Annotated in this window: 9 protein-coding genes; 4 read left to right on the top strand and 5 right to left on the bottom strand. The window is 45.7% G+C overall.

Annotated features, from left to right (window positions below; genetic code table 11):
- Positions 1-122: 122 nt before the first annotated feature.
- Complete coding sequence (locus tag BLU33_RS16710) at positions 123-722, top strand: hypothetical protein (protein WP_157682190.1); 600 nt, start codon at positions 123-125, stop codon at positions 720-722.
- 59 nt (positions 723-781) lie between these two features.
- Here the strand turns inward: BLU33_RS16710 and BLU33_RS16705 are convergent, their stop codons facing one another.
- The 4 genes from BLU33_RS16705 to dctA form a co-directional block, all read right to left on the bottom strand.
- Entirely contained in the window at positions 782-1,759 is a 978-nt protein-coding gene (locus BLU33_RS16705) for an integrase core domain-containing protein (protein WP_091375511.1), read from the bottom strand.
- Between the two features lie 768 nt (positions 1,760-2,527).
- Positions 2,528-3,466, bottom strand: a complete 939-nt coding sequence (locus BLU33_RS16695; protein WP_091375506.1) for a DUF5996 family protein — start codon at positions 3,464-3,466, stop codon at positions 2,528-2,530.
- A gap of 45 nt (positions 3,467-3,511) precedes the next feature.
- Entirely contained in the window at positions 3,512-4,432 is a 921-nt protein-coding gene (locus BLU33_RS16690) for a serine hydrolase (protein WP_091375503.1), read from the bottom strand.
- Positions 4,433-4,480: 48 nt separating this feature from the next.
- Entirely contained in the window at positions 4,481-5,728 is a 1,248-nt protein-coding gene (dctA, locus tag BLU33_RS16685; protein WP_091375500.1) for a C4-dicarboxylate transporter DctA, read from the bottom strand.
- Between the two features lie 225 nt (positions 5,729-5,953).
- Between dctA and BLU33_RS16680 the strand changes: the two genes are divergently transcribed.
- The 3 genes from BLU33_RS16680 to pruA all read left to right on the top strand — a co-directional run bounded on the left by BLU33_RS16680 (position 5,954) and on the right by pruA (position 11,663).
- Positions 5,954-8,722 (top strand): T9SS type A sorting domain-containing protein, encoded by a 2,769-nt coding sequence (locus BLU33_RS16680; RefSeq protein WP_091375498.1) that lies wholly within the window; start codon positions 5,954-5,956, stop codon positions 8,720-8,722.
- A 382-nt stretch (positions 8,723-9,104) separates the two neighbouring features.
- Positions 9,105-9,512, top strand: a complete 408-nt coding sequence (locus BLU33_RS16675) for a hypothetical protein (protein ID WP_091375495.1) — start codon at positions 9,105-9,107, stop codon at positions 9,510-9,512.
- 513 nt (positions 9,513-10,025) lie between these two features.
- Positions 10,026-11,663 (top strand): L-glutamate gamma-semialdehyde dehydrogenase, encoded by a 1,638-nt coding sequence (pruA, locus tag BLU33_RS16670; RefSeq protein WP_091375493.1) that lies wholly within the window; start codon positions 10,026-10,028, stop codon positions 11,661-11,663.
- Positions 11,664-11,685: 22 nt separating this feature from the next.
- Here pruA and BLU33_RS25170 read toward each other — a convergent pair whose 3' ends face one another.
- Positions 11,686-11,835 (bottom strand): hypothetical protein, encoded by a 150-nt coding sequence (locus BLU33_RS25170; RefSeq protein ID WP_157682188.1) that lies wholly within the window; start codon positions 11,833-11,835, stop codon positions 11,686-11,688.
- Positions 11,836-11,937 lie beyond the last annotated feature (102 nt).

Raw genomic sequence — 11,937 nt, 5'->3', positions numbered from 1 at the left:
GAGGTTGCCGCGTCGTTACTCCTCGCAATGACATTATAATTATGCCTCGTAGTAATTCCCACTGTAACAAACCCACCCCATTGTTATCCAACAGTAACATGCACTTAAACCAAACCATTATTATGCAACCGCAAAAAGCACACATTCCTAAAATTGTAATAAAGAGTATTGGCGGCGGCCTATTGCTGATGGCCTTGTTTACCATGGCATGGGCAGGTATTGCATCCGGCGGATTGCCCGGTGCAGGTCACTGGGCTATATTGGTGGTGTTTGGCATCATCAGCATCTCATTTATAATTTATGGGATAAAGATGTTCACACTATCCAAATACTTTAGCACACCTGCCAATGAAAAGGACAGGGCAGAAGCTAAAAGACTAAGCATATGGTATGGCGTAATATTTGGCGCGGAGGGGATTGTAATACCTATTGTAGCTGGCGCGTTGGTGTATTTTCACAAAACTAATTTTATTGTACCCGCCATTGCCATGATAGTGGGTCTGCATTTTTACCCGATGGCCAGAATATTTAAACGCACCATTGATTACTACCTCGCTACCTGGACCTGCGTAGTAGCCTTATCGGCCATTATAGCAATTATGGATGATATAGCCGCCGAGGCTACCGTCCTTGCATTTTTAGGTGTTGGCGTAGCGCTGGCTACCAGTTGCTATGGTTTTTATATGATATATGTAGGGAAGGATATGACGGCAGGGGTGTAATGCTTTATAGTAAGCGTCATTGCTGTAAGGGTTTAGTAATTCGGTAACAGAATTAGGTATTATTTTTTGTTGTTTAGGGAGGCCATATCGATAGGTTTTTTGCCGTTGATGCCTTGATGTGGACGTTCCCAGTTGTAGTAGACGAGATACTTTAAGAGTTCGTCTTCCAATTCTTCTAGACTGTCAAAGTCTGTATCTTCAATCAGGTCTTCTTTAAGCGTTCGCCAGAAGCGTTCCACCTTGCCGTTGGTTTGTGGCCGGTAAGGCTGCATATAACGGCGCTTAATGCCTGTTTCCATCAGCATTCTTTCGAAGGGATGGTTGCGTTTTTGCAAACTGGTGGAAGTACCGAACTCCGGGCCATTATCAGCAATGACCTCCTCGAACTGGATACCGAACTCCCGCTTAAGTGCCTGCATGCAATGCAGGGCAGTAAACATAGTGGTAAGCGCGGTGATGTCCGGCATCACCTGTACCCAGGCCAGGCGGGAATAATCGTCCAATACGCAAATCAGGTAAAGCTTCCTGCTTTGTCCCCTGATCACGCTTTTACTCAGGTGATGACAGTCAATATGTCCTAACTGGCCCATACGTTCTTTGATGATCTTTCGCTTTACTTCTTTATCTGCGACGGTTAAACGGTTCTTATTGTGCCGCTTCAGGATGTTGTATACGCCTGAAGGCGATGGCGTAAAGTTATTAGCTTTTTGCTTAAACTGGTCGGCTATCTCGAACTTATTGCAGCCCCTCAACCGAAGGTCAAGTACTTGCTGCTCATCTTCAGGAGCGGGGCGTCGTGTACTGTACTTTGGCCCTCGTTTGGCAGGCAGCAGATCCTGTTCATTACCTGATTGTTTAAAACGGTTATAATACAGTAAAAAACTCCTTGGATCGGTATCATGGGCCGCATAAAACTCTTTGGCAAACCTGTAGTTCAGATGTTCACCCCGTTTAACCTGCTCATATTCGCTGATCAGAAAACGGTACTTATTCAGATAATTCCGTTTTAATGTGAGGTCATTATTAATGTTGCGCATAACTTTCTTAGCTTATTTGTTTAAAGCTAATTCTGTTACCGAATTATCTGACCTTTACAATTGCGAGGTACGAAGACAACCGACCGTAGGTAGCTCATTAATATCATTGGAAAACAAACACAGCATTAATAATCCCCGACTGTACAGCGCGAATATGCAAGGTGTGAATATCGCGCGAAGCCGCTCATAGGCGCGGAGCCCTATTTCTTTTGTCTTGATACAAAAGAACCAAAAAATCAAGACAAAAAGATCCTTCCGCCCACAGGCAAAACACCCAGGCCCGCTTTTTGTCGGGCATTTACCCGCTTTTGATTACGTTATTCTAAAAATGTCATTGCGAGGAGGAACGACGAGGTTGCCGCTCCTCTATTCAGCGGATCGCAATGACATGGTGGTAGAGTTTGTTTTTCTCTTCCCCGTCAGTAGAACAGCTTCGGGCAAAATCAGGCAAAACGATGGTGGCCTTGTGCGTGGCAGGGCATAGGAAGTTTTTTGCAGCGCATCAGCCAACGTGCGCACTATGGCCGCAAAAAGATTCCAGCCCAGGTTTTGCCTGATTTGCAGGGAATGGCCTTGTGCGGCAAAGAAGCATTTCTACTGACTTGACTTTTTGGTCCTTTTGTGTCGAAGACAAAAGGACTAGGCCTAGCGGCTATGAGCGATACCACGAGAAAAATAATCATTGTTTCATTCGCAAACTGAAAAATCATTCAGATACATGAAAGCATCGTCATCCTAAGGCTTCAGTTGCAAACAGAAGCCAGTAAATTACTTCTCATACCCTGTTAAATCACATTGCAAATGACTATCCCAATTACCAGTTTTTGCTGCCGCGATATAGGTTGACCGCAGGAACTGAAGCAGCTTGGCTGCGGGATTTTCTGATCGCTGTACTACTTCGTATAACAAGAAGAATTCACCCATTTCATTGCTGTAAAATGCCTCAGATGGTTCTACTACCTGTTCGCCGAAATCGGCTGGGGTAGGGTAGCAGTAGGCGTAAAATGCCGGGTGTGGGAACTGCTCGCTGCCACCCCAGAAACCAGCGCTGCTCACCTCATGCGAATAGGCCTCCTGCATCACACGGTCAGGCATATTGGGTGCGCCACCCGGATGCAAGGGGGCTTCACGGCCCGAGAAACGGGTTACTGCGAGGTCAAAAGCGCCCCAAAAAAGGTGTACAGGACTGCATTTACCCGTAAACTCCGATCTGAATTTTACAAATACCGAATTGATATTGACCAGCGCCTGCCAGTAAAGGTTCATTTGCACAGCATCGTAACTTTTATGCACTTCATCCTGCGCAAAAGGTATGGCCGGGTCAAGCTCATTTGGTTTAGCATAGATTTTAGCCTCAATACCCATGGCATCCAGTTTCTTAAATAATTCAGCATAAAAACTGGCTACGGTACGCGGGTAAAGGTTTAATTTCTCGGTTTTACCATTGCTGGCGATAATTAGGAGTTCATGTGCCACAAAATCAAAATCTATCTGAAAATTGCCATCCACATAAGGGATGCTGCCCGTAGTTAATCCCCTTGGCGAAACATAGAGCGTAACATGCCAGCTATGATTTATCCACGGCGTTTTTATCAGCCTGATCTTGCCCACAATCTGCGTCCATAGTTGTACCGTTGCAAGGGTATCTTTCAAGCTTTCAAAAGCCAGTTCAGGCCATTTCTTAGGGCAGATATTGGTGATAGGCATATAGATGGATTTAATGTTTAAATAACTGTTAAAAGCATAAAAAGTTTACTCGCTATCCACATTCATGAACTTATCGTACCCTGCTGGCTGATGCCATTTATCATCAGGCTCAAAATAATGCCATAACAGGGCTGAAACATTGCGTATGAGTATAAAACCTTCATTATCGTGCTTGTAGCTGGTGTCCTTTTGGTGGTTGGTGATAATGCTGAACACATAATTGCCATGCGGGGCACTTGCCAATACCGTTTCGGAGCGGGATGCATCAACAAAACCCTGTTTACTGGCGGTTTGTATATAAGGTGGTACCTGCGATATGGCATTATCATCCCAATAAATATGCGACAGGTTGCGGTACATGCGCTCGCTGGCCGCCGGACTCACCGCCTTACCTTCCCGTATCATGGTAAATAACTTGCACATCTCGCGCGGGGTAGTTACTCCCCAGCCATATATGCTGCGGATCCGCTCCCGGCCCTTTACACGGGAGTTCACCCGCATATTATCGAACCCGTTTTGCTGTAGCCAGTTGTTGATATATTCACCGGTTACCAGTTTTTGCAGCCACAGGCTGGCGGTGTTATCGCTCATGGTGATCATGAGCATGGCTACCTTGCTTAGTGCAATGGTGTCATTATTCTTTACCGAGCCGAGGATATCACCCGTGTCATAACGTAAGGAATCCTTGAAAATTAGGTTCTGGTGATAATCAAGCTCGCCTTTTTGTATCTTATCCATCAGGCCGCACATAATGCTCACCTTTATCATGCTGGCAGTAGGGAACAGGGTATCGGCATTTACCTCCGCAGATTTACCTGTTTTAAGGTTCTGTACATAAATGCCCACCTGTCCGTGAAAGTCTTTTGCCAGGGCATTTAGCTTTTTGGTAAGCTTTGAGTCGGTTTGCGCGAATGCGGTAGCCGTGCTGAGTAATAGCAGCAGGATCAGATACTTTATTGATTTCATTGCCGTAATATTAATATTTTCTTTCGGAAAGAATAGTCGGAAGTTATGCTAATCAAAAGCTCCCCCTTCAGGGGGCTGGGGGATAAACTCCCCCTCGCTCTTCGCTATCACAATTGTAGCAATACCGTTGCCTATCAGGTTGGTGATCGCCCTTGCTTCCGACATAAACCTATCCACACCAAGCAATATAGCCACACCTTCAACCGGTATGATTTTTATGGCCGCCAGGGTTGAGGTAAGTACGATGAAACCACCGCCGGTAACTGCTGCCGCACCTTTTGAGGTTAGCATCAGTATGCCGATGATCACCAGTTCCTGCTCAATAGATAGCGGGATACGGAATACCTGCGCCAAAAAGATGACCGACATTGACAGGTAAATAGTAGTGCCATCCAGATTAAAAGAATATCCCGTAGGGATAACCAAGCCCACCACCGATTTTGAGCAGCCGAATTTTTCCATCTTCTCCATCATGCTGGGTAATGCCGATTCTGATGAAGATGTACCCAATACAATTAATATTTCCTCTTTAATGAATTTAAGATAATGCCATAAGCTGAACTTATAGATACGGCAAATGATATTCAGCACTATAAAAATAAACAGGAACATGGTCAAATAAACCGAGCCCATCAGGTTTAGCATGGGTTTAAGCGTACTTACGCCGTAGGTACCCACCGTATAAGCCATCCCGCTGAAAGCGCCTATTGGGGCTACCAGCATCACCACTTTCATAATGTTAAAGAATACTTTGGATAGCTTATCTATAGCATCAACAATCACTTTGCCGCTATCACCCATCTTACTTAGTCCGTAGCCAAAAAGTATTGCGAAGAATAATATTTGCAGAATATCGCCTTTGGCAAAAGCATCAAATATGTTGCCCGGCACTATGTGCGCGAAAAACTCACCCCATTTCATATCGGCGGCAGCCTTTTCGTAGTCGGCAATTTTTGCGGCAGCATTCACTGCAGGGTGATTAATGAAATTGGCTCCCGGCTGTATAATATTGGCTACCGTAATGCCAATAACCAATGCAAATGAGGTTACTATCTCAAAATAAAGGAGCGCCTTGCCACCCACGCGGCCAACCTTTTTCATATCCTGCATACCAGCTATGCCCTGCACAATGGTAAAAAATATGATAGGCGCTATCAGCATAGTTATCATATTAATGAATGTTTTGCTGATGATTTGCGCTGTAGGGGCAAACCCTTTAAAGAATATGCCCACAATTACACCCAGTATTATCGCTATAATAACCTGGAAGGTTAAGTTGGTTAGTAAACGCTTCATGCTTAACAAGTATAGTAAATAAAAGCAATAATAACTGTGGTTACAGGCCTATTTCTTGCTTAATCATTAGGGTTTATAGTTGTATTGATTGACGAATGAAAATGAACAGAAATAACTGTAACCTTCCCGCCGGTTTTTCGTAATAAAGCAAACCCTGATTAACTAATGGTTTATTAATGGCGATCGTGATCTGCCTTGATAGATCATATTAACTTTTGATTTGACATGAATAAAAGCCTTACCAACCCCATAAGCACTATTAAGGCTTGCTTAGCGCTGATACTGTGTATTTACAGCTTAAATAGCTTTTCACAAACTGAACAACGTATAAAATTCGATACCATCACATCTAGTATTAACACCGGCATGGATTACTCGCCCTGGCTAAATGATAATGTTGACTCACTGGTGCAGGAGGTTTGGCTCAATAATTTTGTTTGGGTTGATGTTACTCTTAAGTTAACCCAGCGCAGTAAAATCACCCGGTTTTCCTTTTATGATTATGAGGGCGTTTTTACCGATGCGCCGGATTCCATCTATGCACTTAACGGCACTACCAAAACTTTCCTGGGCACTTTTACCGGTCCGGCTTATATGGTTTGGGATGGCTTTACGTTAGCCACACCTGTTGAGGCTGATGCTATCATCATTCATAAATACAGCAACAATATCCCCCAAAAGGTTGATATTTTCGGTTACCCCGATACTGTTGCTGCTGTACCTGTTACCCCTGTTGATACCAACCAAATTGTGAAGATCCCTATTGATACCACCCGCTGGTTCCAGCTAACCAATGCCAGCGGTGGCTTAGGGGGATTATTTGATGGCGACCTTACTACCATGGTAAATACCGGATGGGGCAAGCTGATAACGAATTATGATGCCTGGTACCCCGTTATGCCGGGCGAGAAGATAGACCTTACCAGCATGCGTTTTTATAATTACGAGGGCTCGCTTGGGCCATACCCTTTAACCGTTTCGGTTGTTGATAGCACGGGTACACGTACCGTAATTGGCACCTACTCGGGTGGTGGCTATATGACCTGGGATGGCCCGCGCCCCGGCGATACCTCCAAGCTGCTCACCACCCCAATGAAGAATGTAAAATTCATTGTGCTGAATTGCTGGTACCAGTTCCCTACCGAGATAGAGTTTTATGGCCATTATACCGCGCCGCCAGCTGCCACGCCATTGGTGCAAAAAAGTTATCCGCTTAACCAGTACTTCGGCATAAATGCCTTTGAATGGGATTTTGAAGATCCGAATAGTCCGCTGGTAGTTAGTCCGACTTTACTTGCCGCTGCCGAATCATTTACACAGTTGCGGCATTATATGGATTGGAATAAACTAGAATCGACCCAGGGTATGTACACCTTTGATCCGGTGCATAGCGGCGGGTGGAATTATGATGCCATGTATCAGGCCTGTCAGGCTAACAATATTATGGTGCTGGCCGACCTGAAAACCATGCCCGACTGGATGATAGCCACGTATCCATCAGGAGAGCAGGATTCAGAAAATGTGCCCGTGCCTTATGGCAGCGATTTTACCGACCCTAACTCCTACATTCTGCAGGCTAAGGTGGCCTATCAGTATGCGGCACGATATGGTGGTAATTCGGCAGTAAGCTCATCAACTTTAAGTGTGGATACCAGTATCCGCTGGACTGCCGACCCCAAGAATACCATTAAAAAAGGAACCGGCCTTGTTCATTACATAGAGTGCGATAACGAGCGTGATAAATGGTGGAAGGGCCGCCCGGCATACCAAACCTCGTATGAGTACGCCGCAAACCTGTCCGCTTTTTATGATGGGAATAAGAATACCATGGGCCCCGGCGTAGGTGTAAAGAATGCCGACCCTACCATGCAAGTGGTAATGGGTGGTATAGCATCGGCCGACCCAAGCTATGTACACGGTATGATTGAATGGTGCCGCCTGCACCGTGGCTACCGCTCCGATGGTACGGTGAATATCTGCTGGGATGTGATCAACTATCACCTTTACCCTAACGATGCCTATCCCGAAGGTAATGCTACCACAGGCGTAGCGCCCGAGCTTTCCATAGCTGCCAAAACCGCGCAAAGTTTTATACAAATGGCACATACCTACGCCGCCGATATGCCCGTATGGGTTACTGAAACCGGCTACGATATGAACCAGGGCAGCATACAAAAAGCTCCGCCAATCGGCAGCAAAACCGCCGCGCAGGTAGAGGCCGACTGGATACTCCGCATCTCATTGCTATATGCCCGTAACGGCATCGCGCGTGTATTCTTTTACGAGGAGTATGATGATAATGCCGCAGCCCCAACACAATATGCTTCATCAGGATTAATAAATGATGATAAGAGCCGCCGCCCTGCTGCGGATTATTTGTACCAGGTGAATAAGGTGTTTGGCAACTATACCTATAAACAAACCCTCAACAGCAGCCCGATAGTTGATCAGTATCTGTCGGCAAATAACCAGCCCGCCTATGTGCTGGTGATGCCAACGCAAACCGGCAGCACGGTAAACTACTCGCTCGATCTGGGTGCGGCTGATTCGGCCTACATCTACAACCCGGTAGCGGGCGCTAATGACATGACCTCAAACAAAGTAAAACTGGTAGGCGGCAAGCTAACATTAAACGCAACCGAAACCCCAACCTTTGTAATACCATCCGGCGTAGCCGAAACTGCCGCCACAAACCTGGCCCGGCTGAATACTGACATAGCTAACGCCAATAAGTTTGATGCCAGCATTACGCTGTTCCCTAATCCAACAGCCAGGTTCGCAACCATAGCTTTGAACAATGATATTAATGGTGCCGTCACCATAAAAGTAACCGATGTAAACCAGGGTAAGGTATACGCTATATACACAGCTTCAAAAAGCAGTACTACGTTTTCCCAGACTATCGATATCAGCAACGTGCCTATGGGGGTTTGCGTTGTGCAGGTTAGTCAGGGCAGCAAACAAAGCTTTAAGAAAGTGATAAAGACATACTGACCCCAACAGCAAGCCTCCGAGTGTCTGTAAGCCAGCCAGCAGAAACAGCACACCCACATGCATTAGAGCAGCCAGCCAGCCACTCTGCATGTGGGCCGGGTTTGCCTGTTGTCTTCGTTCATTAGTTTATTAGTTTTGCTGCCGCGGGTTTAGCGTAGCGTAACCCGTGGTGCGGCATGGTTAGAGCTTAAACAGCAGATAGCACAAGTGCAAGCTAGTAAGCTTGAGCAATAGCCACCACGAGTTACGCTACGCGAAACTCGCGGGAGCAGGGCCTTGGATATAACACCCTCTACCGCGTCCGCTTGTGGTTATCCAGGTTTTATTTTATCGTTCGTGTAGCAATGTTTGTACCTGATTCGTAATAATAAAAAACGCAAATATGAAACCAAAAGGATTGTTTTTTATTTTACTGCTATTGCTTAGTGTTGGCGGATGCAAAAAAGACAACAATGGAAAAGCAATTCTTGATGGAAATTACGCGGGTAAATTTCTTGTGAGTAGTCAAAGCGGCGCGATTTTAAGGGATAGCGTTGTTGTTTCCCTGCGACAGGGGCAATTCAATTCTTTAACAAGCCCCTCAACGCTGACAACAGGCAAAGGAAGCTATCTGATTCAAGGTGGGACGACGACCTTTACGAATATGGAAGCGTTTCCTGATAATACTAGCGTTGTAACTACTGCTGTGCTGAATGGCTCCTATACATACGTTATAAAAGGAGACAGTATATTTTTAGCAAAAACAGATGCCAGCCAAAATGTTTATACTTATAAATTGAAAAAGCAATAGTAAAAATGTATATTACAATCACCAGGTAATTGAAACTGCATTGGTCAGTCCATTACTTGCAGCCCCATCGCCGGCGCACGTGTGCCTAAAAAACTACAATCCCTTAGCAATCTTCGTGGTGCAGCATGACAAAAGCGTATAGCTTAAACAGCAGATAGCACAACAAGCTACAAGCTTGTACAATAGCCACCACGAGTTACGTTGCGCTAAACTCGCGGGAGCGGCGGTGGGAAACTGGAAAATTAAATCAAATCCAAGCGTCATTGCTTCGTACCTCGCAATGACGCGCGGTGAGGGAATTATCACTTTCAAGTAATTTGCAAACCATCCCCCGCTACCGCAAGCGTCCCGCTTGTGATTATCCGGCATGAAGAAAAATCAAAACCCGAAATCGAACATTCGATATCCCGAATCAAAACACGATGATTATCAATTGCATGTAATTTGCACATTTGCAAAACCGCACATCTGCGCATTAATTATTATCTTTGGTTGTTTTAACTGACTATCATTATGCTTAAAGGATTTTTCAGCGTTCCGCAACCGCAGAACGAGCCTGTATTGAATTACGGGCCGCGCAGTGTGGAGCGTGGTGCTCTCAAAGCCGCTTTAGACGAAGCGCGCAGCAAGGTAATTGACATACCGATGTATATCGGCGATAAACTGGTGCATACCGGCAAAAAGCTGGAGATTCGCCCGCCACACGATCATAAACATTTACTGGCTACTTTTCATGAGGGTGATGCCGCAACCGTTAATGCTGCTATTGATGCGGCTTTAGCTGCTAAGGCTGCCTGGGAGGAAATGCCCTGGGAGCAACGCGCATCGATATTTTTAAAGGCTGCCGAACTGCTTTCGGGCCCATACCGCGCTAAAATTAACGCGGCTACTATGCTTGGACAATCAAAAAATGCTTACCAGGCCGAGATTGATGCGGCATGTGAGTTTATAGATTTTCTGCGCTTTAACGTGCATTACATGGCGGAAATCTACGCACAACAACCCCCAATATCGCCAAAAGGCGTATGGAACAGGGTTGAGCAGCGCCCGCTTGAAGGTTTTGTTTTCGCGCTTACGCCGTTCAACTTTACTGCTATAGCGGGTAATTTACCTGCATCGGCAGCCATGATGGGTAACGTTGTGGTTTGGAAGCCTGCCTATCCGCAGATCTACGCTGCAAACGTAATTATGCAGGTGTTTAAGGAAGCCGGTTTGCCTGATGGCGTTATCAATTTAATTTATGTTGATGGCCCTGTAGCAGGCGAGGTAATATTTAATCACCACGATTTCGCGGGCATCCACTTTACAGGATCAACCAAAGTATTCCAGAATATATGGCAAACCATAGGCAACAACATCCACAAATACCGCACTTACCCGCGCATAGTGGGCGAAACCGGCGGTAAGGATTTTGTGCTGGCACACCCAAGCGCTGATGCCGATGTGGTAAGCACTGCACTGATTCGTGGTGCATTTGAGTACCAGGGGCAGAAATGCTCTGCTGCTTCAAGGGCATATATCCCGGCATCGTTGTGGCCTGCTGTTAAGGCTAACGTACAGCGTGATGTCGCTTCAATAAAAGTTGGTCCGGTTGAGGATTTTGGCAACTTTGTTAACGCGGTGATAACTGAAGCGTCGTTTGATAAACTGGCTAAATATATTGATGCTGCCAAGGCTGATAAGAGCGTTGAGCTTGTTGCCGGTGGTAGTTATGATAAGAGCCAGGGCTGGTTTGTTGACCCAACTATAATTAAAGTTGATGACCCATACTACGTAACCATGTGCGAGGAGCTTTTCGGTCCGGTACTAACTATTTATGTGTATGAAGACGACAAGTTCGATGAGCTATTGGATATAGTGGATAAGACTTCTATCTACGCCTTGACAGGTTCAATAATATCACAAGATAGATATGCTATTGCCAAAGCTACTTATGCTTTGCGTAACTCAGCAGGTAATTTCTACATAAATGATAAACCAACAGGAGCAGTGGTTGGTCAGCAGCCATTTGGCGGCGCCAGGGGATCGGGTACTAATGATAAAGCCGGATCGGCCCTTAACCTGCAACGCTGGGTATCACCACGAACAATAAAGGAAACTTTTGATCCGCCGAAGGATTACAGGTATCCGTTTTTGAATAAGGAGGTTTAGCCCTCTCTCCGAATAGGGAAAGTTAAAAAAGGCGAAAGATGTGCAATACTCTTTCGCCTTTTTGCATTTGTTTATTGTTCATGGTGGCATTTTTCTCGCCAAGCGTCATTGCGAGGAACGAAGCAATCCCCGATTGTGCAGAGCGGGATTGCTTCTCGTATACCTGTCTCATGGTATCGCTTGTCGCTAAGACGTCACTTTTTGTCTTGATACAAAAAGTAACCAAAAAAATCAAGACAACAAGGATGCTTCTCCGCTCCCTGCCGGTTCTACA

Origin of the sequence: Mucilaginibacter mallensis, assembly GCF_900105165.1 — a bacterium.
Classification (GTDB): domain Bacteria; phylum Bacteroidota; class Bacteroidia; order Sphingobacteriales; family Sphingobacteriaceae; genus Mucilaginibacter; species Mucilaginibacter mallensis.
This window is presented reverse-complemented; position numbering and strand designations above follow the sequence as displayed.

Coding starts and splice junctions, on each gene's coding strand:
- BLU33_RS16710 (WP_157682190.1), top strand. CDS start 123: ATGCAACCGCAAAAAGCACACATTCCTAAAATTGTAATAAAGAGTATT.
- BLU33_RS16705 (WP_091375511.1), bottom strand. CDS start 1,759: ATGCGCAACATTAATAATGACCTCACATTAAAACGGAATTATCTGAAT.
- BLU33_RS16695 (WP_091375506.1), bottom strand. CDS start 3,466: ATGCCTATCACCAATATCTGCCCTAAGAAATGGCCTGAACTGGCTTTT.
- BLU33_RS16690 (WP_091375503.1), bottom strand. CDS start 4,432: ATGAAATCAATAAAGTATCTGATCCTGCTGCTATTACTCAGCACGGCT.
- dctA (WP_091375500.1), bottom strand. CDS start 5,728: ATGAAGCGTTTACTAACCAACTTAACCTTCCAGGTTATTATAGCGATA.
- BLU33_RS16680 (WP_091375498.1), top strand. CDS start 5,954: ATGAATAAAAGCCTTACCAACCCCATAAGCACTATTAAGGCTTGCTTA.
- BLU33_RS16675 (WP_091375495.1), top strand. CDS start 9,105: ATGAAACCAAAAGGATTGTTTTTTATTTTACTGCTATTGCTTAGTGTT.
- pruA (WP_091375493.1), top strand. CDS start 10,026: ATGCTTAAAGGATTTTTCAGCGTTCCGCAACCGCAGAACGAGCCTGTA.
- BLU33_RS25170 (WP_157682188.1), bottom strand. CDS start 11,835: ATGAGACAGGTATACGAGAAGCAATCCCGCTCTGCACAATCGGGGATT.